This window comes from Micromonospora sp. CNZ322, assembly GCF_007827755.1.
On record NZ_VITD01000004.1, the window covers coordinates 234,558 to 261,141 of the forward strand.

Below are 26,584 nucleotides of genomic sequence, written 5' to 3' on the forward strand. Positions count from 1 at the left end.
TGGTTACGCCGGAGGTGGTCGGGGCATTGTGTGGCGCAACCGCCCTACGGTGTCGGGAACGGACGTATGCTGTCCGACCTGTCGCCGTCGGCGGGCCGGGTTTTCTGCCAGGAGGTGCGCTTGAGCCGCTTCGAGCGGGTACGCGGGCGGCTTCGCCGCGCCTACCAGTCACGACAGGAGTCGGCGCGCGCCGACGAGGGCGTCTCCGGTGACGCGCTGAACGACGCGTCGGAGGCGGCCCGGGTGGCGTCGCCGGCCGTGCCGGGGCCGACCGCGCCGTCGAGCGCGACGGTCTACGGCGCGGAACCCCCGGTGGACCTGCACAGCTCCACCGCCAGTCGGGACGACGCCGACGTTCCGCACGGGCTGCGGATCGCCGCAGCGTGGTGTTGGCGACTGATCGTGATCGGCGTGGTGGCCTGGGCCCTGCTGATGATCGTCAGCAGGATCAAGATCGTGATCATCCCGCTGGCCATCGCGCTGCTGCTCTCCGCGCTGCTCGCGCCGGCGGTGGGCTGGCTGCTGCGGGCCCGGTTCCCCCGGTCGCTGGCGACGGCGGTGGTGCTGGTCGGCGGCCTGGTCGCGGTGATCGGCACGCTGACGCTGGTGGTCAACGAGTTCATTCGTGGCGTACCGGAACTGAGCGAGAAGTCGTCCGAGGGTGTCCGGCAGATCCAGAACTGGCTGAAGACCGGCCCGCTGCACCTCTCGGACACCCAACTCGACCGCTACATCGACGAGGCGCAGGCCTGGATCAACGACAACACCTCGAAGTTCACCAGCGGCGCGCTGAGCACCGCGGCGACGCTGGCCGAGGTGCTGACCGGCACGCTGCTGGTGCTCTTCGCGACGTTCTTCTTCCTGCGCGACGGCAACCGGATCTGGCGCTTCCTGGTCCGGCTGCTGCCGGTCGCCGCCCGCTGGAAGGTCGACGACGCCGGCCGTGCCTCCTGGCACACGCTCGGCGCGTACGTCCGAGCGACAGTGCTGGTCGCGTTCATCGACGCGGTCGGCATCGGCATCTTCCTGGTCATCTTCGACGTCCCGTTCGCCTTCCCGCTGGCCGCGCTGGTCTTCCTCGGCGCGTTCATCCCGATCGTCGGTGCGGCGCTCTCCGGTGGCGTGGCGGTCCTGGTGGCCCTCGTCGACAGCGGCCCAGTCACCGCGTTGATCATCCTTGGCGCGGTGATCGGCGTACAGCAGATCGAGGGGCACGTGCTCCAGCCGCTGATCATGGGCCGGGCGGTGGCCCTGCACCCGCTCGCGGTGATCATCGGTATCGCCGCCGGTGTCGTACTCGCCGGGATCACCGGCGCGCTGGTCTCCGTGCCGCTCATCGCGGTGCTGAACACAGCGGTCCGGCGGCTTGCCGCCCGCAGGGTGCCGGACACCCCGCCCGACGCCGTGGTCGTCGCCTCCCAGGCCCCCTAGACCCGCGCGTCCCGCTGGATTCACGCAGGATCATGGAAAGAGTGGTCTCCCGCCAGCGTGAGACCACTCTTTCCCTGTTGTAGCGCGATCCTGGTCCTGCCCAAGCGGGTCAGGACTTGGCCAGGCGTTCCAGGGCGCCCCGGGCCACCTCGGGGCGGGTCGTGTACCAGAACGGGGGCAGCGAGCGACGCAGGAACGGCCCGTAGCCTCGGGCCGTCTCCAGCCGGGAGTCGAGCACCGCCACCACGCCCCGGTCACCGGTCGCGCGGATCAGCCGGCCCACGCCCTGAGCGAGCCTCACCGCCGCGATCGGCACGCTGACCGCCGAGAAGCCGGAGCCACCGCCCGCGTCCACCGCCGCCGCGCGGGCCGCCGCCAGCGGTTCATCCGGGCGGGGGAAGGGCAGCCGGTCGATGACGACGAGCTGGCAGGCGTCACCCGGCACATCCACCCCCTGCCAGAGCGACATCACCCCGAACAGGCAGCTGGCGCGCTCCTCGCGGAAGCGACGCACCAGCAGCGGCAGCGCCTCCTCGCCCTGGAGCAACACCGGCAGGTCGGTCCGCGCGCGCAGCAGCTCCGCCGCCTGCTGCGCGGCCCGCCGGGAGGAGAAGAGCCCGAGAGTACGACCACCGAGCGCCTCGACCAGCCCGAGGAGCTCCTCTCCGGCAGCCTCGGGCAGCCCGGAGACGCTGGGGCGGGGAAGGTGCGCGGCGACGTACAGGATGCCCTGCCGGGCGTAGTCGAAGGGCGAACCGACGTCGAGTGACCGCCACCCGGGGCCCTCGGTGGCCGGGACGAGGGCGTTCGGTGTGACGTCGCCGGCGAGGCGACGGCCCGGCGCCTCGGCAGCCGGCCGGCCGGGGCCGGTGCGGGCGGCCAGCGCGGCCGCGGCGGGGGTCGGCGGGGCGGGCGGTGGCGCGTCCAGCCCGAGGGCGCGGGCGACAGTGTCGAACCGGCCGCCCAGCGCCAGGGTCGCCGACGTGGCCACGACGGTGCGTTCGTCGTACAGGTGGGTGGCGAGGGTGCCGGCCACCGACAGCGGCGCGACCACCAGTGCCCGGCGGTTGCCGCTGTCGTTCTTCTCCACCCAGGCCACGTCGTGGTCGCCCTCCTCCAGTAGCCGCTGCGCGGTGGTGGAGAGCTCGTCCAGGGCGGCCTTGGCCTGCTGCTTGCGGACCGGGTCGGGGTCGTCGGCCTTGATGTCGCCGATCGCGTCCAGGGCGGAGCGGGTCGCCGCGTCGAGCAGCGTGCACGCCTCCCGCAGTGGCGTCGGCAGCCCCGCGGTGATCCGCCCGGCCGGCGCCTCGGCCAGCCCGACCGCCAGGGCGTCACCGGCGGCGGTGAGCGCCTCGGCGGTCTCCGGGCGCAGCAGCGTACGGGCCCGCCGGGTGGTCCGGTCGATCAGCTCCGGCACCAGCTCCGCCTGCGCGGCGGAGGAGACCCGGTCGGCCAGCTCGTGCGCCTCGTCGACGATGAGCAGCTTGTGCGGCGGCACGATGTGCCGGTCGGCGAGCATGTCGACAGCGAGCAGGCTGTGGTTGGTCACCACGATGTCAGCCTCCCGGGCGCGGGCCCGCGACGCCTCGGCGAAGCACTCCTGCCCGAACGGGCAACGGGCCGCGCCGACGCACTCGCGGGCCGGCATCGACACCAGCCGCCAGGCCTGGTCTTCGACGCCCGGGTCCAGCTCGTCCCGGTCGCCGGTGGCGGTCTTCTCGGCCCAGTCGCGCAGCCGCTCGACCTGCTTGCCCAGCCGGCCCGCCTCACCGAGCCACTTCGTCCCGCCGCCGGGGCGCGACGCGGGGGCGTCGAAGAGGGTGTCCTCCGGCTCCTCCTCGGTGGAGTTGTCCAGTCGGGCGAGGCAGAGGTAGTGGTGGCGGCCCTTGAGCACGGCGAAGGTGGGCCGACGGCCGAGCACCGGCTCAACCGCGTCGGCGAGCCGGGGCAGGTCGTGGTCGACCAACTGGGACTGCAACGCCAGGGTGGCAGTGGAGACCACCACCGGGCCGTCCACAGTGAGCGCCGGCGCGAGGTACGCCAGCGACTTGCCGGTGCCGGTGCCCGCCTGCACGAGCAGATGCTCGCCGCCGGCCACGCACTCCTCGATCGCCGTGGTCATCTGCAGTTGGCCGGGGCGCTCCGCGCCGCCGGGCACCGCGCCGACCGCCGCCGCCAGCAGCTCGGTGCCACTGGGTCGGGCACCCCGCCGCCGGCCCTTGGCACGGGCCGACGGGGTGGCGGAACCAGTGGCGGTGCGGGGCGGAGTCACCGTGCGACGGTACCCGGCGCCGCCGACACCGACAGCGCCCATCCGCCGCGTGGCGCGATGCCGACCGCGGCGGGCGTCGCGGCCGACCTCGTCCGGTTACGGCCGCGCTACGACGCGTGGGTGGTATCGGTTAGGGTGCGAATCATGCCGAGCGACATGGTCCGCGTGATCTACCGCAAGTACGACGGCAGCGCCCACCGCGACTACCCGGCCCGCCGGCTCACCGAGGACGACCTCGGCATCTGGCTCGGCGTGCCCGAGGGCACCGAGTCGGTCTACCACGGCCGGCCCTCGGTGGAGAAGATCCCGTTCGTGCTGTTGGTGCCACACCGCGCCTGGTGGACGGCCATGTTCAACCCCCCGCCCCGCACCAGCGAGGTCTACTGCGACATCACGACCCCGGCCCGCTGGGAGTCCGACGACACCGTCCACCTGATCGACCTTGATCTGGACGTCGTCCGGCGCCGGGCCACCGGCCTGGTGGAGCTGCTCGACGAGGACGAGTTCGCCGAGCACCGGGCCCGGTTCGGCTACCCGGACGACGTGGTGGCCGAGGCCGAGGCCGCGGCACAGCGGCTGTTGGGGGCGCTGGACGACGGCACCGAGCCGTTCGCCACCGCGTACCGCAAGTGGTTGGCTCTGGTGGTCTGAGGCCACCCGCCCGCCCGGTCGGGCCGGCTCACCAGCGTGGCGGCCAGCCGTCGTCGGCGTCCAGCGGCGGCAGGTCGGTCAGCTTCTCGGGGTTGAGCTGGTTGTAGATGGCGGTGATCCGGCCCTGGTCAACAGCGAACGCGGTGACCAGGCGGATCGGTCGCCCGTCGCTGTGCGTCGTCTCCAGCTGTAGGCCGAGAATGCCGTCGACGAGCACGGGCCGAGCCAGCACCCGGCCGGTGTACCGGCCGGTCCGGCCGAACAGGCCGAGCGTGAGGCGAGCCACGGAGTCCGCGCCTAGCACCGGCCAGCGGGCGGCCGGGAAGTGCCCACCCGAGTCACCGACGAAGACTACGTCCGGCGCGAGCACCTGAAGCAGCTGGTCCAACTCGCCGGACTCGGTGGCGGCGACGAACGCCTTGAGCACCCGACGTTGCTCGGCCGGGTCGGCGGTGTGTCGGGGTACGTCCGGCGAGGTGACCGCCCGTCGGGCCCGGGAGGCGAGCTGCCGGGCGGCGACCTCGGTGGTGCCGAGCACCCCCGCGACCCGGGCGAACGGCAGCGCGAACACGTCGTGCAGCACGAGGGCGACCCGTTGCTCCGGCGCGAGCCGCTCCAACACCACCAGCAGCGCCGTGCCGACCTGGTCGGTGCGGACCGCCCGCTCCGCCGGGTCGGGCGCGTAGCCGTCGGCCGGCGATCGGCCACCCAACGGGCTCACCACCGGCTCCGGCAGCCACTGCCCCGGGTACGCCTCCCGGCGGACCCGGGCCGAGCGGAGCACGTCCAGGCAGATCCGGGCGCAGGTGGTGGTCAGCCACGCGGACAGTTCCCGGATCTCGGCGCGGGCCGCCGGGTCGGCCAGCGCTCCGGCGTAGCGCAGCCAGGTCTCCTGCACCGCGTCCTCCGCCTCGGTGCGGCTGCCCAGCATTCGGTGGGCCACCGCGAGCAGCCGGCCCCGCTCGGCCTCGAACTCCGTCGCCAGCTCCCGCACGACCCACCACCCCTTCCGGTCGGCGTCCTGGCCCACATCCTCCCGCCGAATGGGCCCGCCGGCAGCCCCGAAACGGCCCGGTGGACCGGTGCCTGCCGTGGGCGGAGGTCGGTCGGTGCCGATCAGCGGGCCCAAGGTTCGGAGGTGGGCCTCGGCGGGCGGAACGGCTGTGGGTGGGCGATGATCCGTGCATGAGCGCACCCCAGCAAGGGCAGATCGTGGCCCCGGACGGCGGTTCCGTGCGGGAGCTGCTGCGGGTCACCGCGCCGGTGGATCTCGGCGCGATCGACCCGCGGTCCATGCCCGGCCTGCCGGAGCCCGCAGGCCGCGGCGAGCACCGTAAGACCTGGGCGCGGGAGCAGGTGGAGCTGGTCGGCGAGGAGTTGGGCCGGCAGCAGGAGATGCTCTTCGCGATGGCCAAGACCGGGTCGGAGCGGCCGGCGCACCGGGTGCTGCTGGTGCTCCAGGCCATGGACTGCGGCGGCAAGGACGGCACGATCAAGCGGGTGGCCGGCGCGATGAACCCGCTGGGCCTGCACATCCGCTCGTTCGGGCCGCCGACCCGCCAGGAGCTGCGGCACGATTTCCTCTGGCGGATTCGCCGGGAGCTGCCACCGCCGGGGTACGTGGGGATGTTCAACCGTTCGCACTACGAGGACGTGTTGATCGCCCGGGTCGGCTCGCTGGTGCCGGAGACGACCTGGCGCGCCCGCTATGACGAGATCAACTCGTTCGAGCGGGAGCTGACCGAGGGCGGCGTCACACTGATCAAGGTGATGCTGCACATCTCGTACGCCGAGCAGGGCGAGCGCCTGATGGACCGGCTCACCGACCCGCGCAAGCACTGGAAGTACAACCCCTCCGACATCGACTCGCGGGGGCACTGGGACGACTACCAGGCCGCGTACGCCGAGGCCCTGAGCCGGTGCGGCACGGACGCCGCGCCCTGGTTCGTGGTGCCGGCGGACCGCAAGTGGTACCGGGACTGGGCGGTGGCCCACCTGCTGCGTGAGACGTTCGACACGCTCGAGCTGGGGTATCCGGTTGCCGATTTCGACGTGGCGCGGGAGCGGAAGCGTCTGTTGGCTGGGGGAGCGGGTGCGGGTGGGGCAGCCGAGATGAACGGCAGGTGAACGACCGGTGAATGGTGCCTGGCCAGGGGTGGGCCGACGAATTCCCGGTTCTGCCGTTTTCTAGCATTCACCGAGCGGGCGCTCTCGGGCACCCGCCACCCTTCCACCGACGCGACGAGGTCTGTGCTGTGAAGTTTTCCTTCCGCCCCACCGAGGGCGCCTTCTACGAGCTCTTCACCAGGGCCGCGCAGAACCTGGTCCGGGGCACCGCGCTGCTCAACGAGCTGGCCCTGCCGGGCGTGGACGTGCAGTCGGTCAGCGAGCGGCTGACCGAGGTCGAGCACGACAGCGACCAGATCACCCACGAGCTGTATAAGAAGATCAACTCGACCTTCATCACCCCGTTCGACCGGGAGGACATCTACCGGCTCGGCTCGCTGCTGGACGACGTGATGGACCACCTGGAAGCGGTCGGCGACCTGCTCTACCTGTACGGGCTGACCGAGCTTCCGGCGCTGCCCCGCGAGCTGCACGAGATGGTCAACGTGCTCGACCAGCAGGCCAAGCTGACCGCCGACGCGATGCCCCGGCTGAAGTCGATGAAGGACCTCGAGGACTACTGGATCGAGTGCAACCGGCTGGAGAACGAGGGCGACCGGATCAACCGGCAGTTGCTCGTCCGCCTCTTCTCCGGTGAGTACGACGCGTTGACGGTGCTGAAGATGAAGGAGGTCGCCGACGAGCTGGAGGCCGCCTGCGACGCCTTCGAGCACGTGGCCAACACCGTCGAGACCATCGCGGTCAAGGAGTCCTGAACCTGTGACTGTGACACCCGAACTCATCGCCGTGCTGGCGGTGATCGGGGTAGCCCTGGCGTTCGACTACACCAACGGCTTCCACGACGCCGCCAACGCGATCGCGACAAGCGTCTCCACCCGGGCACTGACACCCCGGATCGCCCTCGGGCTCGCCGCCGTCGGCAACTTCGTCGGCGCCCACTTCGGCGCCGGGGTGGCCAAGACCGTCGGCGACGGCCTGGTAACCCTCCCGACCGGGGTGAGCAGCCTCGGTGTGGTCTTCGCCGGGGTTCTCGGGGCGATCGCCTGGAACCTCATCACCTGGTACTTCGGTCTGCCGTCGTCGTCCTCGCACGCGCTCTTCGGCGGCCTGGTCGGCGCGACCCTGCTGTCCGCCGGCGGCATCGTGCAGTGGGGCAACATCGGCGTGAAGGTCATCCTGCCGATGATCCTGTCGCCGATCGTCGGCCTCACCCTTGGCTACCTGCTGATGCTGGCCATCCTCTGGCTGTTCCGGAAGGGGCAGCCGGGCAAGCTCAACCGGGGCTTCCGCTGGGCGCAGACCCTCTCGGCGGCCGCCATGTCGGTCGGCCACGGCATGCAGGACGCCGCCAAGACCATGGGCATCGTGGTCCTGGCGCTCTACACCGGTGGTTTCCAGGAGAGCAAGACGCACATCCCGGGGTGGGTGTTCTGGACCTCGGCGACGATGCTGGCCCTCGGCACGTACGCCGGTGGTTGGCGGATCATCCGGACCCTCGGCCGTAAGATCATCGACCTGGGGCCGCCGGAGGGCTTCGCCGCCGAGACGGTGGCGAGCGCGGTGCTCTACTTCAACGCCCTGGTGCTGAAGGCGCCGATCTCCACCACCCACACCATCACGTCGGCGATCATGGGTGTGGGCGCGACAAAGCGGCTGTCCGCGGTCCGCTGGAACGTCGCCGGCAACATCGTGATCGCCTGGATCGTCACGTTCCCGGCCGCAGCACTGATCGCGTGCGTCACGTACCTGCTGGTCCGGCCGCTCTTCGGCTGAGTTTTCGAAAGGGCCCCCGGTCACGGTCTCGCCGTGGCCGGGGGCCCTTCCGCTGTTCAGACGTAGCGCACGCCGATCTGCTCGCGGACCGTGTCCAGCAGGGTCATCACCTCAAGGGTCGTGGCGTGCGGCACCACCGGGCTCTCGGTCAGGCCGGCGGCCAGGCAGCGCTGCACCTCGATCGCCTCGTACTGGTAGCCGTTGCCGGCCCCGTCGGCGACGATCGTCTCCGGCTCCGCGCCGGCCCGGTGCAGCGTCACCGAACCCGGCCGGAAGAACGGCTCCGGCAGGTCGATCCGCCCCGTGGTGCCGGTGATCGAGGCGGTCTGCCCGCTCAACCCGACCATGCCGCAGCTCAGGGTTGCCAGGGCTCCGGTGTCATAACCGAACAGCATTCCGGTGTTCTCGTCCGTCCCCTCCGGGCCGAGCTGTGCCCAGGACCGGATGTGCTGCGGCACCCCGAGCAGCAGGTGGGCCAGGCTGATCGGGTAGATCCCCAGGTCCAGCAGGGCACCCCCGCCCAGCGCCGCGTTGCGCATCCGGTGCTCCGGCGGAAACGGCCCGGCCACCCCGAAGTCGGCCCGCACGCCGGTCACCGTGCCGATCGCCCCGTCCGCGATCAACTCGACCACCCGCAGGATCATCGGATTCAGCCGCATCCACATGGCCTCCATCAGGAAGACCCCGGCGGCGCGGGCGGTGTCCACCAATTCGGTGCTGGTGGCCAGGTCGACGGTGAACGGCTTCTCCAACAGCACCGCCCGCCCGGCGGTGAGGCAGGTCATCGCCGCCTCGTAGTGCGCGGAGTGCGGGGTCGCCACGTAGATCGCGTCCACCTCGGGGTCGGCGGCCAACTCCACCCAGGAGCCGTAGGCGCGCTTCGCGCCGTACGTGTCGGCGAAGCGCTGTGCGCTCTCCGCGGCGCGGGAACCGACCGCGACCAACTCGGCGTCCGGCACCAGCCGGAGATCTTCGGCGAAACGGCTGGCGATGTGGCCGGTGGCCAGGATGCCCCAACGAGTCATGCCGGAACGCTAGCCGAGCCAGGCGAACCGCCCATTGCCCGGCCCGCGCTGTCCCAGCGACCACCCTCGTCGATCATGAAGTTGTTGTCCGGCGGCACGGCGTGTCGTGGCAACAAGTTCATGATCCCTCATCGCCTGGCGCCCGCCGGCAGTCGCGCTGTCGGGAACTAGGCTCGCGGGCATGACGATCGACAGTGACGGCTTCGCCGCCCCGGCCGCCCTGGTCGAGCATGCCCGCCGGTTCCAGGCCGAGGGTGGCACCCCGGCGACGCCGCGGGTCGCGGCCACCGTACTGCTGCTGCGTCCGACCGACGCCGACTTCGAGGTGTACGTCATCCGCCGGGTCGCCGCGATGACCTTCGGCGGGATGTACGCCTTCCCCGGAGGCGGGGTGGACCGCTCCGACTCGGAGGCGCACCTGGACTGGGCCGGCCCGACGCCGGGCGAATGGGCGGACCGGCTCGGAGTGGCCCCGCAGGCCGCGCAGGCGGTGGTCTGCGCCGCCGCGCGGGAGGTCTTCGAGGAGGCCGGCGTACTGCTCGCCGGTCCGAACCGGGAGACAGTGGTGGGCGACGTCAGCGGCGACGACTGGGAGGCAGCCCGGCAGGACCTGGAGGGACGCCGGCTGGGCTTCGCGGCGCTGCTCGCCGACCGTCAGCTCACCCTCCGGTCGGACCTGCTGCTGCCGTGGAGCCGGTGGATCACTCCCGAGTTCGAGCCGCGCCGCTTCGACACGTACTTCTTCATCGCCCTGTTGCCGGCGGGCCAGCGGACCCGCGACGTCTCGGGCGAGGCCGACCACACCCTGTGGATCCGCCCGGCGGACGCGCTGGCCCGCGCGCAGGCCGGCGAGCTGACCATGCTGCCACCGACAGCGGTCACGCTGGCCCAGGTGGCAGCGGCCGGCGACCTGGCCGGGGTTGCGCGGGCGGCGGCCGATCGAGACGCCGCGAGCCCGGTCACCCCGCGCCTGGACCTGCCCCCGGACGGCGAACCCCGCTTCGTCCTGGGCTGAGCCCACGCCCGCCCTCGCTCCACGATCTTGCGCTTTCTGTCGCGACACAAGGGGCATCCCACCCAGCTCGACAACCGAAACTGCAAGATCGGCGCGATCTTGCTCGACGCGCGGTGCTGGTGCTGGATATGGCACCGGCGCCCACGCCGGGAGGCGGGGCGCCGGTGACCGGACGTGGTCGGCTCAGCCGAAGCGGCCGGTGATGTAGTCCTCGGTCTTCTTCACGCTCGGGTTGCTGAAGATCTTCTGGGTGTTGTCGTACTCGATCAGCCGGCCCGGGTCGCCGGTCTTCTCGATCGAGAAGAAGGCGGTCCGGTCCGAGACACGCGCTGCCTGCTGCATGTTGTGCGTCACGATGATGATCGTGAACTTGTCCTTGAGCTGGAACATCAGGTCCTCGATCGCCAGCGTGGAGATCGGGTCCAGGGCGGAGCACGGCTCGTCCATCAGGACGACCTGCGGCTCGACCGCGATGGTCCGGGCGATGCAGAGCCGCTGCTGCTGACCGCCGGAGAGGCCCGCGCCGGGCTTGCCCAGCCGGTCCTTGACCTCGCCCCACAGGTTCGCGGCGCGCAGGGCCTTCTCGGCCGCGTCCTCCAGGATCGACTTCTTGCGGACCCCGTTGAGCTTCAGCCCGGCCACCACGTTCTCGAAGATGCTCATGGTGGGGAACGGGTTCGGCCGCTGGAAGACCATGCCGATGGTGCGTCGGACTGCTGTGACGTCCACGTCCCGGTCGTAGATGTCCTGGTCGTCGATGGTCAGGCTGCCCTCGACCCGGGCCCCCGGCAGCACCTCGTGCATCCGGTTGATCGACCGCAGGAACGTCGACTTGCCGCAACCGGACGGCCCGATGAGAGCGGTGACCGTCTTCGGCTCGACCGTCAGGTTGATGTTCTCGATTGCCTTGAAGCCGCCGTAGTACGCGGTGACGTTCGAGGCGGAGACGCGCTTGGCCATGGTGGTACCTCCGGGGTTCATCGGCTGAGCCTGTTGCGACGGGCCAGCAGCTTCGCCGCGATCGTCAGGATGAGCACGAGGGCGACCAGGGTGAGTGCCGCGGTCCACGCCCGTGCCGGGGCGTACTTCGACGCGTCGCCGGCCTGCTGGTAGACGAAGAGGGACAGCGACGACTGGTTGTTCTCGAAGGGGTTGGTGTTGATCGCGGCGCCACCGCCGGCGACGAGCAGCACCGGCGCGGTCTCACCGGCCGCGCGGGCGATGGCGAGCATGACGCCGGTGACGATGCCGGGCAGCGCCGTCGGCAGTACCACCCGCAGGATGGTCTTCCACTTGGGTACGCCGAGCGCGTACGCGCCCTCCCGCAGTGGCGCCGGTACGAGGCGGAGCATCTCCTCGGTGGACCGGACGATGGTGGGCAGCATGAGCACGCTCAGCGCGAGCGCCGCGGCGAAGCCGGAGAAGCTGGGCCGACCGTCGTTGAACCACGGCGACACGATCAGCACCCAGAACGCCAGCACGAAGAGGCCGGAGACGATCGACGGAATGCCGGTCATCACGTCCACGAAGAACCGGATCGCGAAGGCGAACTTGCCGCGCCCGTACTCGACGATGTAGATCGCGCAGAGAACGCCGAGCGGGACGGTGATCAGGGTGGCGATGCCGACCTGCTCCAGCGTGCCGACGATCGCGTGGTACGCGCCGCCGTTGGCGTCCCGGGCCCCGATGTTGTTCATCGAGGTCTGGAAGAAGTTGACGTCCAGCCGGTCGGCGCCCTTGCTGACCAGCGTCCAGACCACCGATACGAGCGGCAGCACCGCCAGCACGAAGGCGGAGTGGATCAGCGCGCTCCAAGTGCGGTTGCGGGCCGACCGGCGCCCCTCGACCGCGTTGGCGGCGGCGAAGAGCCCGACCAGGTAGAGGATCGCACCGAGGACGACCACGAGGACCGGGCCGCCGATGCTGGTGCCGTAGACGAGCACGGCGGAGAGCGCCAGGGCCGCCACGGCGATGGCCGGGGCGGCGTACCAGGGCAGCCGCTTGGCCCGCAGCGAGTCGGGTTGGGCCGGTGGCCGGGTGCGGTGGGAGGTGGCGGTTGTGGTCATGCGGCCGACTCCGTGAACTCCCGGCGGCGGTAGATGATCGCCCGCGCCGTGATGTTGACGATCAGCGTGATGGTGAACAGCACCAGGCCGGAGGCGATGAGCGCGCCCCGGCCGGTCTCGTTCGCCTCGCCGAACGCGTTGGCGATGTTGGCGGCGATGGTGTTGCCGCCGTTCTGGATCAGGTTGAACGAGATGCCGAAGGTGATGCCGAGGGTCAGCGCCAGGGCGATGGTCTCGCCGAGCGCCCGGCCGAGGCCGAGCATCATCGCGGCGATGATGCCGGGACGGCCGTAGGGCAGCACCGCGGTGCGGAGCATCTCCCAGCGGGTGGCGCCCAGGGCGAGGGCGGCCTCCTCGTTCGCGGTGGGGGTCTGGAGGAACACCTCGCGGGAGAGCGAGGTGATGATCGGCAGCACCATGATCGCGAGCACCAGGGCACCGAGCATGACGGACGCCCCGAAGGGGCCGTCGCCGCCGAAGAGCGGGATCCAGCCGAAGTGCTGGTTCAGCCAGACCGAGAAGTCCCGGACGGGGCTGCTGAAGACGTCCCGCCCCCAGAGGCCGAAGACCACGCTCGGTACGGCGGCCAGCAGGTCGACCAGGAAGCCGAGCGCGGTGCCCAACCGGCGCGGCGCGTAGTGCGAGAGGTAGAGCGCGATGCCGAGCGCCACCGGCACCGCGATGAGCAGTGCGAGCGCCGAGCTGAGCACGGTGCCGAAGGCGAGCGCACCGATGCCGAACTTCGGCTCTGTCTCGTTGGGGGACCAGCCCTCGTAGGACCAGAAGTTTTCGGTGTTGGCGCGTAGGGCCGGCACCGCCTTGGCGACCAGGAAGATCGCGATGGCGGCGATGATGACCAGAACGGCGGTGCCGGCGGCCAGTGTGAGACCGCGGAAGGCCCGCTCGGCACCGAACTTACGGCTGCGCGGCAGCGCGCCGCCGCCGCCCAGCCCGGTGCCGCCCGGGGAACGGGTGCTGACTGGTGCCTCGGCCACACGCGCCGAGGCACCGGCGGGCCACTCGTGACTCTGGGTCACGCGCGTCCCGCCGGTGCCGGCGTCGGCCGAGCGGTGAGGGGTTTCACCCATCTGCTCGCTCGATTCGATTGCGGAGGTGTGGAATCGGGTCAGGAGAGGTTCTTGACCGCGGTCTCGACCTTGGTGCGGACCGTCTCCGGCAGCGGGGCGTAGCCCAGCTCGGTGAGAGAGGCCTGGCCCTCGGCACTGGCGGCGTGGCCCAGCAGGCCCTTGACCAGCTTCAGCTTGTCGGCCGCGAGGCCCTTGCTGCAGACGATCTCGTACGTCGCCAGGACGATCGGGTAGGCTCCGGCCTCCTTGGTGTTGTAGTCGATCTTCAGCTTGAGGTCGTCGCCCTGACCCTCGATGGCAGCGCCAGCGATGGTCTTGCCGGCCGCCTCGGCGGTCAGCGCGGCGAACTCGCCGTTGCCGTTGCCGATCTTCGACATCTTCAGACCGGCGTTCTCGGCGAACGACCACTCCATGTAGCCGATGGAGCCGTCCGCGCCCTTGACCCGGCTGGCCACGCCGTCCGAGCCCTTGGCGCCGGTGCCGCCCGGTGCCTTCCACGCCTTGGCGTTGCCCAGGGTCCAGTCGCTCTCAGCGGTCTTCGAGAGGTACTTGGTGAAGTTGTCGGTGGTGCCCGACTCGTCCGAACGGTGAACGGTCTGGATCGTGGTCGCCGGGAGCTTGGCGTCCGGGTTGTCGGCCTTGATCGTGGCGTCGTCCCACTTGGTGACCTTGCCGGCGAAGATCTTCGCCAGGGTGGCCGGCTTGAGCTGGAGGTTGTCCACGCCGCTGACGTTGTAGGCGACGGCCACCGGGCCGATCACCATCGGCAGGTGGATGGCCTTGCCACCGACGCACTTGGCGTCCGCCTGCGGCTGCTCCTCCGGCTTGAGCGCGGAGTCGGAACCGGCGAAGTCAGCGGTCCCGGCGATGAACGCCTGGATGCCGGCGCCCGAGCCGGAAGCCTCGTAGTTGATCGTGGTGCCCTGGCACTTCTGCTGGTACGCCTTGATCCACTCGGCCATGGCGTTCTTCTGCGCCGACGAGCCCTGGGCGTTCAGCGTGCCGGTAGCGCAGTCGACCGCGGCGGCCGAGCCCGAAGCACTCGCGCCGGAGGCGGGCTCGTTGTTGTCCGAGCCGCATGCACTGAGGCCGAGCGTCGCGGCAAGAGCGAGGCAGGCAATAGTGCCGTACCGCTGGAGCTTCACCTGAGGGGTTTCCCTTCGCGTCTGACTTGGCGCCCCGATCCCGGGGCCCGAGGACCGGCACTGACCGGCTGACACGAAAGTTAGAAGTGCCAGGTAGCCGGTTCGCCGGTCGCAAGTGAACGCAAGGTGAACACGTACGGCCCCTGAGGTGACCGCTTGCCGAGGGTGAGTTGTCCGTTAAGTGAACCCGGGTACACCTGTCGGAAGTATCGGCATATTCCCGGTTCGGCGTTATCCCGCCGACGCTCGGCCGTTACCCGTCGGTGACGCGCTCGGAGCGACGGCCGACGGTCAGCCCAGGTGGTAGTTGATGTGCGCGGACCAGCGGGCGAAGCCCAGCCGCTCGTAGAGCGCGACGGCCCCGGTGTTCGAGTCGTCCACGAAGAGCATCACCCGGTCGAGGCCACGCTTGTCCCGCAGGTGTGCCAGCCCGGCGGTGGTCAGGGCCCGGCCGAGCCCGCCACCGTGCGCGGTCGGCTCCACCCCCAGGACGTACACCTCGCCGATCCGGGCCGACCCCGGCCGCTCGTGCACCTTGGTCCAGTGGAAGCCGAGCAGTCGGCCGGTCGCGCTCTCCTCGGCGAGCAGGAAGCCCGCCGGGTCGAACCACGGCTCGGCGAGGCGGACCCGCAGGTCGTCCGACGTCCACCGGCCCTGCTCGGGGTGCTCGGCGAAGGCCCGTGCGTTGAGGGCCAACCAGGCCGCGTCGTCCACTCCGGGCCGGAACGCACGCAGCGTCACCCCGTCGGGCAGGCGCGGCTCACCCAGCGGGGCGGCCAACGGCCGGCGCAACTGCCAGAGCACCCGGGCGCGGGCGAAGCCGAGGTCGACGGCGAGCGCGGCGGCTGAGGGGTGGTCGCCGTGCGCCCACGCCCGCAGCGGCCCGGTGGCCGAGGCGAGGACGCCCCGGGCGATCGCCCGCCCGGTGCCCCGCCGCCGGTACGCGGGGTGCACCACCAGTTCGACCCCGATCCCGCCGACCGGGTCGGTGGTGTCCAGGTGCGCGTACCCGGTGAGGGTGCCGTCGTCGGCGCGGGCGATCAGATGAACGGCGGGGGCGTCGGGGTCGCGCAGCCGCAGCAGGACGTGTTCGTCGAGCGGGTCCGCTCCGTCCGTGTCACCTGCGGCGCTGGCGAGGGCGAGTACGTCGGCGATCTCCGTCGGCGCCAGTTGGTCGCTCCGGGTCACCTGGTCGCTGGTCGGCTCCGCGCTGCTCATCCCGCCACCGTATCCGTTGCGTGTCGTGACGCCCCGAGCGTCGCCGTAAAGCCGCGACTCACGTCGGGTCGGTGGGGAGTGCCTCCAGATCGAACCGGGCGGTCAGGTCGGGCAGGATCCGGCGCAGTGCCTCCACCGTGCCCTGCCGGTCCCCACCGGCGTCGTGCAGCAGCACCACCGAGCCCGGTTCGGCCTGGCTCAGCACCGTCGCGGTGATCTTGCTGGCGCCGGGTAGCTCCCAGTCCGACGGATCCACCGACCAGTGCAGCGGGGTCATGCCGAGCTGCTGCGCCACCGACACCACCGGGTACGTCCAGGCTCCGCCCGGCTGGCGGTACCAGACGATCGGGGCGTTCGGCACCGCCGCGCGGATCGCCGCGTTGGTGCGCAGGAGGTCGGAGCGGATCGCGTCGGCCGACCGGGCGCCCAGGCCGACGTCGTGGTGCCAGGAGTGGTTGCACAGGGTGTGCCCGGCGTCCACGATCGACCGGACCAGTTCGGGGTGGTTCTGCGCGTTCTCGCCGACCACGCAGAACGTGGCTCGGACGTCGTATTCGCGCAGGAGGTCGAGGACCTGTGGCGTGTAGCGCGGGTCCGGCCCGTCGTCGAATGTCAGCGCGAGCCTCGGGGTGCCGGTGGTGGCGTGCGCGCCGAACAGCTTGTCGTCTCCGGCGTCCCGTCCGGACCCGTCCTGGCCGGCCTCGGCTGGGCCGGTCTCAGCCGCGTTTGCGCTGGCGCTCGGTGCTCCGCCCGGCTCGCCAAGGCCGGGTTGGTCGGCGTAGTGCGGTCCGTCGGCGCTCGTGGTGACACCGGTGGACTGCCGAGGCGTCTGGTCGGGGACGAGGCTGCGGCCCAGCACGTACGCGGAGCCGAGCAGCCCCGCCACCACCAGCGTCACGATCCCCGCCGCCCGCGCGGTGGAGCTGCCCCGCGTCACGACTTCCGCCTGGCTTGCCGGTTACGCCGGCCCGTCGCCCCCGTGTGCAATGCGCGCACCATCGCCCCTTTCTACGACAAACCCGGCAGTCAGAATAGAGCTGCCAAGCTGCGCAAAAAGGGCATATGGGAAATCGCCCGTAGTGGTCTTTGGATCAGACCGGCAGGGGCGCGTGCTCCGCCTCGGGAAGCGACCGCGACGGCGGAACGACGAACTTGTAGCCGACCTGGCGGACGGTGCCGATCATCGACTCGTACTCCGAGCCGAGCTTGGCGCGCAGTCGCCGGACGTGCACGTCCACCGTGCGGGTGCCGCCGAAGTAGTCGTAGCCCCAGACCTCGCGCAGGAGCTGGTCCCGGGTGAACACCCGGCCCGGGTGCTGGGCCAGGAACTTCAGCAGCTCGAACTCCTTGTAGGTGAGGTCGAGCGGACGGCCCTTGAGCTTGGCCGCGTAGGTGTCCGGGTCGATGGTCAGCTCGCCGGCCCGGATCGAGCCACCCGCGCCAGCGGTCGCGTTGCTGAGCCGGCCCACCGCCAGCCGCAGCCGTGCCTCGACCTCGGCGGGGCCGGCCGAGGCGAGGATGACGTCGTCGACGCCCCAGTCGGCGTTGAGTGCGATCAGGCCGGCCTCGGTCACCACCGCGACCAGCGGCACGCCGAGCCCGGTGGCGTGCAACATCCGACAGGTCGCACGGGCCTCGCTCAACTCCGATCGGGCGTCCACCATCACCGCGTCCGGGCTGGGGCCCGCGACCAGGGTGCGAACATCACGCGGCGCGGTGCGGACCGAGTGTGGCAGCAGGTCGAGCGCCGGCAGTACAGCCGACGGTTCTCCTGCGCGTGCGGTCACCAGCAGCAGGATCTCCACGATCACCTCCGTCCCGGCGGCGCGAGGCCGCACGCGACCAGTCGCACTCATCAAGGAGTGCGCTGAGAAATTGCGTGGTCCCGGCGTCGCTGACGGGCGGGTAACGCGTTGAGCCTAACCGATCGCCTCGGCCGCGCCGTCAGGCCATTTCCCGTTTGTCTACCTTGCCCCTGATCGTGGCCCGGATTTTAACGTCGCTGAAACCCGTGACCACCGCGTCGGGCCGTCGGTCTGGCACGATCGGGTCGTGTTTCCCTCCACCTCGCCCGAGGCCGGCCGCGAATCGTGGCCCGCAGGGCCCCAACCGGGTCCGGCCGCCGCAGCGACGCGCGGCCAACCGCCCGCGCCGCGTACCGGTCCGGCCACCACCGATGGCGACCGCCGCGAACGGGGTGGGCCTCGCCGTGCCCGTCGCGCCGGCGAGCCGGCCCGCCGATCCGAAGAAGAGATCGACGAGCCGGAAGAGGAGGTCATCCCCCCGGTCGCGGTGCACCGTCAACTGGCGCTTACCATCGCCGGCTTCGCCGCGCTGCTCGGTGTCGGCCTGGTGCTCGGCGCGCAGACGTCGGGCCCCGGTCACCGGCTGCCGTTCGCCTTCATCATCTTCGGCGTCCAACTGCTGTTCGTGCTCGCCTGGACGATGGCCATGCGTCCGCCCGCGCTGTTGGTGGTCGCCGGGATCAGCGCCGCGGTCGCGGCGCTGGTCGACATCGCCGCGGTGCAGACCGACGTCGCCGGCCTCGCGCCACTGGGCTACCTGGCCGCCGGCGGGTTCCTCGCCGCCGTGCTCGGCCAGCTGGTTCGTCGGGTCGACCGGGTCCGGGTCACCGACTCCCTCGGCGCCACGCTGCTCATCGTGGTCGGGGTGGTGGCCTTCGGCACCCTGATCGTGCTCAGCCGGATCCCGGCCGGCACCCAGGCGATCACCGTCTGCCTGACCGCGAGCGGTGTCGCGCTCACCGTCGCCCGGCTCACCGACGCCGTACTGCCCTGGCCCCGGCTCGCCCCGCAGGTGCCCCGGGGCGCCGCAGGCGTGGTGGCCGGCGCGATGGTCGGCACGCTGACCAGCGCCCTCCTCGGCAGCTACCTGGTGGCTCCCTTCACGCCGACCCGGGCCGCCGTGATCGGCCTGGTCGCGGCGGTCACCGCCGTCCTCTCCGACCTCGCCGTGGGGTACGCGGAGGCGGGTCGGTTGATGGCCGGCGAACCGCCCACGATGTGGGTGGCCCGGCACATGCAGGGCCCGCTCGGCGGCTTCGCCCTGGCGGCGCCCGCCGCGTACGCCATGTGCATGCTCTTCCTCTGAGTCACGGTTGAGCGCTGAGCCGGTCGGGTACCTACGGGTGCGCCGCCCTGCGGCGTCGGTACGAACGACCCGTCGCGGTGCGGCGGGCGGAGACAGGAGGCGGCGTGGCGCAGGACTATCCGGTGGACCAGGCGCGACCCCGACGGCGTGGCCGCAAGCTGCTCATCGGGCTGTTCGTGCTGCTCCTGCTACTGGCGGGGTTGTTGGTGGTCGCCGACCGGGTGGCGGTCGGGGTCGCCGAGCGGATGATCGGCGACCGCGTACGCCAGGAGATCGCCAAGCAGGGCGCGCAGTCCGCCCCACCTGAGGTGGAGGTGGGCGGAACCCCGTTCCTCACCCAGGTGCTGGATGGCCGTTACCAGCGGATCACCATCAACCTGCGGGACGTGCAGGCCTCGGTCGAGGGCGACGCCGTCCGGCTGCCGGTGCTCGACGTGACCGCCCGCAACGTTCGGGCCTCGCTGGACACCCTGCGCACCGGCCAGGGTGACGTCGTGGCGGACACCGTCAACGGTGCCGGCACGATCAGCTACGAGAGTCTGGCCGCGCTGCTGAACCGCCCGGGTCTCACCCTCGGCGAGCAGAACGGCAAGCTCACCGTCAAGGCCCCGGCCGACATCCTCGGTCAGAAGCTCACCATCAGCGGCACCGCCGACGTCACCGTCGCCGACAACGGCGCTGTCGCCCTGCGGTTCAACGACCTGGACGCCGCGGGTCTGCCGAACCTGCCGCTGGCTCGTGCCTTCCTGAGCAACTACGCCAAGAGCATCTCCATCGACGTTCCCCTGCCGGAGTTGCCGTTCCAGCTCGCGGTCCGGGAGGTCCGTCCACTGCCGGAAGGGCTGGCGGTCACCGCCGACGCGAAGAACGTGCCGATCAACTCCGCTGGCTGACGCCGGAGGCGCGGTGGGACGCCGAAATCCTCGGCGATCCCGGCGATTCCCGGATGGTGGTCGGCCCAGTGGCAGCACGGTCACTGGCTGGTAGGCTCCCTGGCCATGGGGACCCACCTCACCAAACGGCGCGCGGTCGACCTGTGCCGCGTGGCCACCTGCCTGTGTCGCCCCGTCATCTGACGGCGGGGCTGTCTCCGGCCGCCTGACGGCGGCCACCGGCACAGGGTTCTCGCACCCTCCGGTTATCCCACCGAACGCCCGGCAGCGGCGCCGTCGCACGAACCCGTGATCCCGTCCTTCCGCTGGGTCCCGCGCGTGGTGCGACAGTTACACCCATCGATTCGCGCGCGTTGGCTCACCATCCATCCTCACCAGGGAGTGATTCGATGAGTCGCGACACCGCACTCGTTTCGGCCGAGTGGGCCGAGAAGAACCTCGACGCCCCGGGCGTCGTCTTCGTCGAGGTCGACGAGGACACCTCGGCCTACGAGACCGGCCACATCGCCGGTGCCATCAAGATTGACTGGAGGACCGACCTCCAGGACCAGGTTCGCCGGGACTTCGTCAACAAGACGCAGTTCGAGGCGCTGCTCTCCGAGCGGGGCATCAGCAACGACGACATCGTCATCCTGTATGGCGGCAACAACAACTGGTTCGCCGCGTACGCCTACTGGTACTTCAAGCTCTACGGCCACCGTGACGTGAAGCTGCTCGACGGCGGCCGCAAGAAGTGGGAGCTGGACGCCCGCCCGCTCGTCACCGACGCGGTGTCCCGCCCGGCGACGCAGTACGTCGCGCAGGAGCCGGACACCTCCATCCGGGCCTTCCGCGACGAGGTCGTCGCCGCGATCGGCACCAAGAACCTGGTCGACGTGCGCAGCCCCGACGAGTTCGCCGGTCGCCTGCTCGCCCCCGCCCACCTGCCGCAGGAGCAGGCGCAGCGGGCCGGCCACATCCCCACCGCGATCAGCGTGCCGTGGTCCAAGGCGGCCAACGAGGACGGCACCTTCCGGTCCGACGACGAGCTGCGCAAGATCTACGGCGACGCGGGGCTCGACGACGGCAAGGAGACCATCGCGTACTGCCGGATCGGTGAGCGCTCGTCGCACACCTGGTTCGTGCTCCAGGAGCTGCTGGGTCACCGCAACGTCAAGAACTACGACGGCTCCTGGACCGAGTACGGCTCGCTGGTCGGTGTGCCGGTCGCGCTCGGCGACGAACCCGGGGAGGCCTGATCATGACTCTTCCCACCGCCGCGGGTTGCGCCGCACCGGACCAGGCCGCGCCGCTGCCGGCCAGCCTGGACCTGGAAAAGGAAACCGTCATCACCGGCATCGTCCGTTCCGCCGAGGCCGAGCCGGTGCCGGGCGCGTACGTCCGGCTGCTCGACTCGACCGGTGAGTTCACCGCCGAGGTGGTCACCTCGGCTGCCGGGCAGTTCCGGTTCTTCGCCGCGCCGGGTTCCTGGACGCTGCGGGCGTTGTCCCGGCACGGCAACGGCGACACCGCTGTCACTGCCGGCCGAGGCGTCAACGAGGTTGCCGTCACCGTCGCCTGACCCACTGCTCTGATCGACCGGGGCCGGTCACCCTCCCGGGGGTGGCTGGCCCCGGTCGTTTCTTCGTAGCGTGCCGGCACGCCGGGCGGGTGCCGAAATCCATCGGCATGCGTCACTATCTACTGGTGGATTTCAGGGATGAAAGCGGCGGGTCCGACGAAGCGGTCCCCATCGTCCTCTGCGTGGGCACGGACATGTCGCTGCGGGAGCGGGTGCTGAGCCAACTCGACGGGCGCGCCCCGGTGCACAGCTGTTCCGATCTGACCGAGCTACGCGAGCTGTTGTCGTCGCCGACGGGCTCGGCGCCGGTCAGTCCCACAGTCCTTCCGCTCACCGAGGCGCGGGGCCTGGTGAAGTGGGGTGAGCTGGTCGTCGACCGGGCCGGACACCGGGTCACCTGGCGCGGCGAGGTGCTCCCGCTGACCCCCACCGAACGGGACTTGCTCACACTGCTCATCGGCCCACCGCTGGTGGTGTGGAGCTACGAGCGGCTCTGCGTCTCCGCGCTGGGTGGTGCGGACACCGCAGCGCTGCAATCCACCATCAGACGGCTTCGTCGCAGGCTGCGGGGCCTCCCGGGCGGACCGCAGGTGCACACCGTGCGAGGCGTCGGCTACCGGCTCGACCCGCCGCCCCGGCTGAACGACCACTGACCCGCAGTCGCTGCATCGGGCCGACCGCCTCCGCTGCCGGCCCGGCGGCGGGCGCGTGACACCATGGCCGGGTGAGTGGTGCTGTCCAGACGGGTTGGGCCTCTTCGGCCGGCCCTGCCGCGCCGACACCGGCCCGGTCTCGGCGGCGTTGGCTGCTGGCCGTGACAGTGGCCTGGGCGGTGCTGCTGGGCGGGCTCACCTGGACATCGGTGCGGAACGACCCGCCGACCGTGCGCGAACAGCGTTCCCTCGACCAGGCCGGCCCGGTGGTCGACCGGGCGGTCGGCGAGTTGGCCCGTGCGGCAGGTGCGGCGGGTCTGCTGGAACTGGGCCCCGCGCGGGTCGCGTCCGGCTGCCGGGTAACCCCGTTCGCCGACGGGGCGAGGCTGCGGCGCGAGGTGGGGGTGCTCGCGGCCGCCGGTGACGAGCGGGCCGTGCTGGCCGGCATCGCCGAGCGGCTGCCGGCGAGCTGGCGCGCCGGAGTCGGGCCCGGCGTGGACGGCCCCGAGCTGCGCGCCGACGCCGGAGAATTCGTGGCCGTCGAGGGCCGGCCGACCGTCGACGGCCGGGTGCGACTGGTCGTCGACACGGGTTGCCGGCCGGTCGGCGCCGGCTACACGCCGCCCCCGGCCACCGTTGGCGGCCCGGAGACCGCTGCGCTGACAGCCGCGCTGCGGGCCCTCGACCGGCCGGGCGACGCCGCGTCGGAGCTGGTCATCGCGCCCTGCCCGGGCGGCGGGCTCGCCCGTACCGCATGGTCCGCGAACGGTCCCGGCCCGGCGGCCTCGACGGCCGCACTCGCCCCGCTGGCCGGCAACGCCCCACTGCTGGACCAACCCCCGGTGTACGCGTACCGCAGCGGTGCCGTCACGGTGCTGGCCGAGATCAGCCCGGACGCCACCCGACTGGCCGCCACCGTCGGCTGCCCGGGCTGAGCCGGGCGGCCCGCTCGGGTCAGCCGTCGGCCGGCTGGTCCTCCGGGTCACGGCTGCGGCCCAACGCGTCGACCATGCCCCACCGGCCGGGGATGTCCAGCAGCTCGACCCGGCCCATCCCCGGTGGCACGGCCGGGTCGATGATCAGGTGCTCGCCCTGCGGCTCCAACCCCAGCATCACCCGCAGCAGCAGCAGCGGGGTGCCGGTCGACCAGGCCTGCGGGCTGCACGCGGTCGGGTACTCCACCGGGAAGTCGGTGAGGTCGCGGGCGTAGCCGGCGAACGCCTCCGGCAACCGACCCTCGAAGTACCGGGACGCGGCCAGCATCGTGTCGCAGAGCAACCCTGCCTCCTCCCGGAAGCCGTACCGCCACAACCCCCAGGCGATGATCGAGTTGTCGAACGGCCAGACGGTGCCCACGTGGTAGCCGATCGGGTTGTACCGCCCCTCGTCCGTGGCGAGCGTCCGCACCCCCCAGCCGGAGAACAGTCGCGGCCCGAGCAGATGCTCGACCACCTTGCCGGCGCGGGACTCGTCCACGATGCCGCTCCACAGCAGGTGCCCGATGTTCGAGGTCAGCGCGTCCACCTGCCGACCGTCGGCGTCCAGCGCGAGCGCGTAGTACTCGCGGTCGGCGATCCAGAAGTCCCTGTCGAACCGCCGTTTGAGATCGGCGGCCTGCCGCTCCAGCTCGTCGGCGAACTCCGGATCGTTCCAGAAAGTCCGGGCCAGCCGGGCGGCCCGGACTTTCGCGTCGTACGCGTAGCCCTGCAACTCGCAGGTGGCCCGGGGGAAGCCGGGCAGCTGACCGTCGGCGTACGAGATGGCGTCCCAGGAGTCCTTCCAGCACTGGTTCTGCAGGCCGGTCTCCGGGTTGCGGGTCTGGTACCAGAGGTAGCCGGTGCCGAGCAGGTCACCGTAGGTGTCGATCCACTGCAACGCCGCGCGGACCTGCGGCTCCAGCTTGCGGACGAGTGCGGTGTCACCGGTCCACCGCTCGTACTCGTCGAGCAGGATGATGAACAGGGGAGTCGAGTCGGCCGACCCGTAGTACGGCGAGTGAGGTTGCTCCTCGAAGCCGGCGGTCTCCCCGTACCGCAGCTCGTGCAGGATCTTGCCGGGTTCCTCGTCCCGGAAGTCGTCCACCCGATGCCCCTGTAGTCCGGCCAGCATCAGGATGGTCGGCGGGACCAGCTCCGGCAGGAACGGCAGCACCTGCAACGAGGTGATGATGCTGTCCCGGCCGAACAGGGTCATGAACCAGGGGAGTCCCGCGGCGATCAGCCGTACGCCCAGGGCGATCGACTCGTAGCGCAGCGCGGCCAGGTCGTTGAGGCTGCGCCGGTACGCCCCGGCCAGCGGCTCGCAGTCGCAGCCGAGCTTCGGCGCCCGGTCGATCAGCTCCTGCTGTTCGGCCCGGATGGCGTCCGCGCTGCGGCTGCCGCCGTACGGGAGGGTGGCCCGGATGTCCTCGCCCCGGGCCCCGAAGACGACGCTGGACACGTGCAGCCGGGTGCTCCAGCTGTCGTTGCGGGCGATCCGGATCCGGAAGGTCATCCCGGTGTCGTCGACCTGCGCCGGCGCGGTGCTGCTGACCACCATCTCCCGGTGGAACGCCTCCCGCCGGTAGGTCAACCGCAGCTCGTTCTCGGCGACCGTGACAGTGGTCCGGCCCCGCTTCTGCCGAGAGTTCTTGATCTCGAACAGGTCGGCGAAATCGGCCCCGATCTCGATCCGGAGGGTGCACTCGACCTCCGCGCCGAGGTGGTTCAGCACTGTCAGCTCCTCCTCGAAGCTGCCCACGATCGCCCGGCTGCGGATCACCGACGCCTTGGCGTCCAGATAGTGCGTGGGTTCGCCGGGGGCTAGGAAGAACTTGGTGCGGTACGACTCGGCATCGTCGACGGAGAGGGCGTGCAGCCGTTCGCCGTCCAGGGTGAGCACCCACTTGGACAGGAAGCGGGTGTCGAAGGAGAACAGCCCGGTGGGGAAGTCGTAGGACGGTTCGATGTCCCCACGCCGGTCGCTCACCAGGAAGGTGTTGCCGTCCAGAATGCTGACGAGGTCCTTCACCTGAGTCGCCCGGCTGCTCGACGGGCCGTTTCGCGGGGGTCGCGGGTGCCGGGCGGGTTCGGAAAGAACCGGCGGAAGGCGAGGAAGAGCACCACGTTCCCGCTGAACGTGCTCTCGTTGCGCAGCACCGCCGCGACCCCCTGGGCCTCACCGGTGATCAGCCGGTCGAAGAGGGCGGCGCTGCTGTACCAGATCGCGTCGGCCGGGCCGCGTCCCCGGCTGACCTGCACCGACCCGGGCCGCATCCGGACCAGCCAGTGTTCGGTGCGGTGGTCCTCGCCGAGGTCGATCTGGAGGGTGCCGTCGGCCAGGCCGCCCAGGACCTCGGCGGCGCGCGACGGCAGTGCCTCGAAGAACCTCTCCGCCGCCTCGGTCACATCCGAATCGTAGGCAGCCGTCCGAGATGTCGGGTCGGTATCGGCACTCCGCTCGGATCGACCCACCGCCGCCGTGCGGTCAGTAGACGAGTGCCTGCGCGCCCTCGGCCAACGCCTCCTCGACGAAGACAGCGGCACCGGCGATCCGGACCCCGGGGAGTACGTCGTCCGGGCCGATGTCCCGTCGGGCCGCGCACTGCGTGCAGGCGGTCACCCGGCCGCTGGTCAGGATGACGTGCAACAGCTCGGCCAGGGGTGCGGAGTGCGGCAGGTCGAACTGCTGGGCGCGACCGGGCAGCGCGAACCAGGTGGACTCACCGGTCAGCCAGAGCGAGACGTCCACCCCGGCCGCCACCGCCGTCGCGGCGACGGTGAATGCCTGCGCGCACCGCTCCGGGGCGTCCGCCCCTGCGGTGGCCTTGACGACGAGAGTGCGGGCCATGTGGCCCAGCATAGGATGGCCGGGATGGTTACCGAGATCGGGTTTGTCAGCCTGCTGGTCGCTGGCCTGGGCGGGCTCGCCGGTGGCCTGGTCTACCTTGCCGTACGCATTTCGAGAGGACGCTGGTGAGCGAGAACCCGCTGCAGCCGCCGTGGCTGAACGCGCCGCCGGTCGAGGAGTACCCGTTCGAGGAAAGCCACGATCTGCGGGTCGGGCCGAAGCTGCACCCCGCGCTGGATGCCCTGCTGCCGTACATCGGTCTGTGGCGCGGTCGGGGCAAGGGCGGTTTCCCCACCATCGAGGATTTCGACTACGCGCAGGAGATCCGGATCAGCCACGACGGCCGACCGTTCCTGCACTACGAGTCGCGTGCCTGGATCCTCGACGAGCAGAGCAAGCCGGTCCGTCCGGCCGGCCGCGAGGTGGGCTGGTGGCGGCCGGTGCTGGTGGATGGGCGGGCGACCGACGAGCTGGAGGCGCTGCTGACCACCCCGACCGGGGTGATGGAGCTGCACCTGGGCAAGCGCACCGGCACGCAGCTCGAGTTCGCCACCGACGCGGTGATCCGGACTCCGACCGCCAAGGAGGTCACCGGCGGGCACCGGCTCTTCGGCATCGTCGAGGGGGCGCTGCTCTACGCCCAGGAGATGGCCGCCATGGGGCACGGGCTCAGTCCGCACCTCTCCGCCCGACTCGTCCGGGTCGGCGGCTGACCTCGACGGTCGGT

General features: G+C 71.3%; 28 protein-coding genes. 15 read left to right on the plus strand and 13 right to left on the minus strand.

Annotated features, from left to right (window positions below; all coding sequences use genetic code 11):
• Positions 1 to 66: 66 nt before the first annotated feature.
• A complete protein-coding gene (locus FB453_RS12445) occupies positions 67 to 1,431 on the plus strand; it encodes an AI-2E family transporter (protein WP_486480251.1) in 1,365 nt (454 codons plus the stop codon).
• Between the two features lie 109 nt (positions 1,432 to 1,540).
• Here the strand turns inward: FB453_RS12445 and FB453_RS12450 are convergent, their stop codons facing one another.
• On the minus strand, positions 1,541 to 3,745 hold the full coding sequence (locus FB453_RS12450; protein ID WP_186718237.1) for an ATP-dependent DNA helicase: 2,205 nt from the start codon (positions 3,743 to 3,745) through the stop codon (positions 1,541 to 1,543).
• Positions 3,746 to 3,847: 102 nt separating this feature from the next.
• On the opposite strand from FB453_RS12450, the gene FB453_RS12455 reads away from it, so the two are divergent.
• Positions 3,848 to 4,354 carry a ribonuclease FAU-1 family protein gene (locus FB453_RS12455; RefSeq protein WP_145790023.1) on the plus strand — a complete coding sequence of 169 codons (507 nt, stop codon included), beginning with the start codon at positions 3,848 to 3,850 and terminating at the stop codon, positions 4,352 to 4,354.
• A gap of 28 nt (positions 4,355 to 4,382) precedes the next feature.
• Here FB453_RS12455 and sigJ read toward each other — a convergent pair whose 3' ends face one another.
• Positions 4,383 to 5,348, minus strand: coding sequence for an RNA polymerase sigma factor SigJ (gene sigJ, locus FB453_RS12460; RefSeq protein WP_145790025.1), 966 nt, complete (start codon positions 5,346 to 5,348; stop codon positions 4,383 to 4,385).
• A gap of 191 nt (positions 5,349 to 5,539) precedes the next feature.
• Between sigJ and FB453_RS12465 the strand changes: the two genes are divergently transcribed.
• The 3 genes from FB453_RS12465 (at position 5,540) to FB453_RS12475 (ending at position 8,254) form a co-directional block, all read left to right on the plus strand.
• Positions 5,540 to 6,481 (plus strand): PPK2 family polyphosphate kinase, encoded by a 942-nt coding sequence (locus tag FB453_RS12465; protein WP_145790028.1) that lies wholly within the window; start codon positions 5,540 to 5,542, stop codon positions 6,479 to 6,481.
• A gap of 128 nt (positions 6,482 to 6,609) precedes the next feature.
• Complete coding sequence (locus FB453_RS12470; protein WP_030327784.1) at positions 6,610 to 7,236, plus strand: DUF47 domain-containing protein; 627 nt, start codon at positions 6,610 to 6,612, stop codon at positions 7,234 to 7,236.
• Between the two features lie 10 nt (positions 7,237 to 7,246).
• The gene (locus FB453_RS12475) at positions 7,247 to 8,254 is read left to right on the plus strand and encodes an inorganic phosphate transporter (RefSeq protein ID WP_145790383.1); all 1,008 of its coding nucleotides are present in this window, start codon (positions 7,247 to 7,249) and stop codon (positions 8,252 to 8,254) included.
• Between the two features lie 56 nt (positions 8,255 to 8,310).
• On the opposite strand, the gene FB453_RS12480 is transcribed toward FB453_RS12475, so the two are convergent.
• Positions 8,311 to 9,279, minus strand: coding sequence for a Gfo/Idh/MocA family protein (locus tag FB453_RS12480; protein ID WP_145790030.1), 969 nt, complete (start codon positions 9,277 to 9,279; stop codon positions 8,311 to 8,313).
• A gap of 181 nt (positions 9,280 to 9,460) precedes the next feature.
• Here FB453_RS12480 and FB453_RS12485 point away from each other — a divergent pair, with 181 nt between their 5' ends.
• Complete coding sequence (locus tag FB453_RS12485; RefSeq protein ID WP_145790032.1) at positions 9,461 to 10,294, plus strand: NUDIX domain-containing protein; 834 nt, start codon at positions 9,461 to 9,463, stop codon at positions 10,292 to 10,294.
• A gap of 183 nt (positions 10,295 to 10,477) precedes the next feature.
• On the opposite strand, the gene pstB is transcribed toward FB453_RS12485, so the two are convergent.
• The 7 genes from pstB to FB453_RS12520 all read right to left on the minus strand — a co-directional run bounded on the left by pstB (position 10,478) and on the right by FB453_RS12520 (position 17,622).
• Entirely contained in the window at positions 10,478 to 11,254 is a 777-nt protein-coding gene (gene pstB, locus FB453_RS12490; protein ID WP_112584183.1) for a phosphate ABC transporter ATP-binding protein PstB, read from the minus strand.
• A gap of 17 nt (positions 11,255 to 11,271) precedes the next feature.
• The gene (pstA, locus tag FB453_RS12495; RefSeq protein ID WP_112584184.1) at positions 11,272 to 12,360 is read right to left on the minus strand and encodes a phosphate ABC transporter permease PstA; all 1,089 of its coding nucleotides are present in this window, start codon (positions 12,358 to 12,360) and stop codon (positions 11,272 to 11,274) included.
• Complete coding sequence (gene pstC, locus FB453_RS12500) at positions 12,357 to 13,448, minus strand: phosphate ABC transporter permease subunit PstC (protein WP_112606114.1); 1,092 nt, start codon at positions 13,446 to 13,448, stop codon at positions 12,357 to 12,359. Before pstC ends, pstA begins: the two co-directional genes overlap by 4 nt.
• Before the next feature lie 38 nt (positions 13,449 to 13,486).
• Entirely contained in the window at positions 13,487 to 14,593 is a 1,107-nt protein-coding gene (pstS, locus tag FB453_RS12505; RefSeq protein ID WP_112584186.1) for a phosphate ABC transporter substrate-binding protein PstS, read from the minus strand.
• Positions 14,594 to 14,884: 291 nt separating this feature from the next.
• Positions 14,885 to 15,811 carry a mycothiol synthase gene (mshD, locus tag FB453_RS12510; protein WP_145790034.1) on the minus strand — a complete coding sequence of 309 codons (927 nt, stop codon included), beginning with the start codon at positions 15,809 to 15,811 and terminating at the stop codon, positions 14,885 to 14,887.
• A gap of 58 nt (positions 15,812 to 15,869) precedes the next feature.
• The gene (locus FB453_RS12515) at positions 15,870 to 16,748 is read right to left on the minus strand and encodes a polysaccharide deacetylase family protein (RefSeq protein WP_145790036.1); all 879 of its coding nucleotides are present in this window, start codon (positions 16,746 to 16,748) and stop codon (positions 15,870 to 15,872) included.
• Positions 16,749 to 16,902: 154 nt separating this feature from the next.
• Positions 16,903 to 17,622, minus strand: coding sequence for a winged helix-turn-helix transcriptional regulator (locus FB453_RS12520; RefSeq protein ID WP_181518701.1), 720 nt, complete (start codon positions 17,620 to 17,622; stop codon positions 16,903 to 16,905).
• Positions 17,623 to 17,863: 241 nt separating this feature from the next.
• Between FB453_RS12520 and FB453_RS12525 the strand changes: the two genes are divergently transcribed.
• The 7 genes from FB453_RS12525 (at position 17,864) to FB453_RS12550 (ending at position 22,964) form a co-directional block, all read left to right on the plus strand.
• Positions 17,864 to 18,922 carry a hypothetical protein gene (locus FB453_RS12525; protein WP_145790039.1) on the plus strand — a complete coding sequence of 353 codons (1,059 nt, stop codon included), beginning with the start codon at positions 17,864 to 17,866 and terminating at the stop codon, positions 18,920 to 18,922.
• Between the two features lie 104 nt (positions 18,923 to 19,026).
• Complete coding sequence (locus FB453_RS12530) at positions 19,027 to 19,815, plus strand: LmeA family phospholipid-binding protein (RefSeq protein WP_091402854.1); 789 nt, start codon at positions 19,027 to 19,029, stop codon at positions 19,813 to 19,815.
• A gap of 105 nt (positions 19,816 to 19,920) precedes the next feature.
• Positions 19,921 to 19,998, plus strand: coding sequence for an Ms5788A family Cys-rich leader peptide (locus FB453_RS34830; protein ID WP_310503780.1), 78 nt, complete (start codon positions 19,921 to 19,923; stop codon positions 19,996 to 19,998).
• A gap of 206 nt (positions 19,999 to 20,204) precedes the next feature.
• Positions 20,205 to 21,053 carry a sulfurtransferase gene (locus FB453_RS12535; protein WP_145790042.1) on the plus strand — a complete coding sequence of 283 codons (849 nt, stop codon included), beginning with the start codon at positions 20,205 to 20,207 and terminating at the stop codon, positions 21,051 to 21,053.
• Positions 21,054 to 21,055: 2 nt separating this feature from the next.
• A complete protein-coding gene (locus FB453_RS12540) occupies positions 21,056 to 21,376 on the plus strand; it encodes a DUF1416 domain-containing protein (RefSeq protein ID WP_091402852.1) in 321 nt (106 codons plus the stop codon).
• Positions 21,377 to 21,570: 194 nt separating this feature from the next.
• Positions 21,571 to 22,029 (plus strand): winged helix-turn-helix domain-containing protein, encoded by a 459-nt coding sequence (locus FB453_RS12545; protein WP_145790385.1) that lies wholly within the window; start codon positions 21,571 to 21,573, stop codon positions 22,027 to 22,029.
• Positions 22,030 to 22,100: 71 nt separating this feature from the next.
• Positions 22,101 to 22,964 (plus strand): hypothetical protein, encoded by an 864-nt coding sequence (locus FB453_RS12550; protein WP_145790044.1) that lies wholly within the window; start codon positions 22,101 to 22,103, stop codon positions 22,962 to 22,964.
• Between the two features lie 19 nt (positions 22,965 to 22,983).
• Here FB453_RS12550 and FB453_RS12555 read toward each other — a convergent pair whose 3' ends face one another.
• From FB453_RS12555 to FB453_RS12565, 3 genes are all read right to left on the minus strand, one after another.
• Positions 22,984 to 25,038 (minus strand): glycogen debranching N-terminal domain-containing protein, encoded by a 2,055-nt coding sequence (locus FB453_RS12555; RefSeq protein WP_145790046.1) that lies wholly within the window; start codon positions 25,036 to 25,038, stop codon positions 22,984 to 22,986.
• Positions 25,035 to 25,415 carry an SCP2 sterol-binding domain-containing protein gene (locus FB453_RS12560; RefSeq protein ID WP_091402849.1) on the minus strand — a complete coding sequence of 127 codons (381 nt, stop codon included), beginning with the start codon at positions 25,413 to 25,415 and terminating at the stop codon, positions 25,035 to 25,037. The genes FB453_RS12555 and FB453_RS12560 overlap by 4 nt, the downstream gene beginning before the upstream one ends.
• A 79-nt stretch (positions 25,416 to 25,494) precedes the next feature.
• Positions 25,495 to 25,869 carry a DsrE family protein gene (locus tag FB453_RS12565; RefSeq protein ID WP_091402848.1) on the minus strand — a complete coding sequence of 125 codons (375 nt, stop codon included), beginning with the start codon at positions 25,867 to 25,869 and terminating at the stop codon, positions 25,495 to 25,497.
• Positions 25,870 to 25,881: 12 nt separating this feature from the next.
• Between FB453_RS12565 and mtfM the strand changes: the two genes are divergently transcribed.
• Both mtfM and FB453_RS12570 read left to right on the plus strand, forming a co-directional pair.
• Positions 25,882 to 25,986: a small membrane protein MtfM gene (gene mtfM / locus FB453_RS34835; protein ID WP_030327764.1), complete on the plus strand. Its 105-nt coding sequence runs from the start codon at positions 25,882 to 25,884 to the stop codon at positions 25,984 to 25,986.
• Positions 25,980 to 26,570, plus strand: coding sequence for a heme-binding beta-barrel domain-containing protein (locus FB453_RS12570; RefSeq protein WP_112584198.1), 591 nt, complete (start codon positions 25,980 to 25,982; stop codon positions 26,568 to 26,570). The genes mtfM and FB453_RS12570 overlap by 7 nt, the downstream gene beginning before the upstream one ends.
• Positions 26,571 to 26,584 lie beyond the last annotated feature (14 nt).